This is a genomic window from Catellatospora bangladeshensis, assembly GCF_016862575.1.
GTDB classification, from domain to species: domain Bacteria; phylum Actinomycetota; class Actinomycetes; order Mycobacteriales; family Micromonosporaceae; genus Catellatospora; species Catellatospora bangladeshensis.
The window spans coordinates 1-545 of sequence record NZ_BONF01000114.1 but is presented as its reverse complement, the minus strand read 5'-3'; the positions used below and the strand labels follow the sequence as shown (position 1 = coordinate 545).

At 68.6% G+C, this 545-nt stretch carries 1 protein-coding gene; it reads left to right on the top strand.

Features of this window, described 5'->3' with window-relative positions:
- The coding region (locus tag Cba03nite_RS39480; protein WP_203757734.1) for a helix-turn-helix domain-containing protein at positions 1 to 545 on the top strand (545 nt) is incomplete at both ends.

Below are 545 nucleotides of genomic sequence, written 5' to 3'. Positions count from 1 at the left end.
GTGGTGCAGGCGTACCGGTTCGCATTGGACCCGAATGTGGGTCAGCAGGCCGCGCTGCGTTCGCATTGCGGTGCGGCGCGCGCCGCGTACAACTGGGCGGTGTCGTGGGTGACCGCGACGTGGTGGCAGCGCAAGGCCGAGCAGTCCTACGGCATCGCCGAGCAACAGCTCACGCCGTGGCGGCCGTCGTCGCTGCCTGCGCTGCGTAAGGCGTTCAACGTGGTCAAGCACACCGATCCGCGGTTTGCCGGGTGGTGGGCCGACAATTCGAAGGAGTCCTACAGCACCGGGCTGGCCAACGCGGCAGCGGCGTTCGACAACTACACCAAGTCCAAGCAGGGTGTACGTGCCGGCCGGCGGATGGGCATGCCACGGCGCAAGTCCAAGCGTGGGGCGAGGTTGTCGTGCCGGTTCACGACCGGCACGATCCGCGTCGAGCCCGACCGCAGGCACGTGACATTGCCGAGGCTGGGCACGATCCGCACGCACGAGAACACCCGCAAACTCCACCGCCGCCTCGCCGCGGGCACCGCCCGGATCCTGTT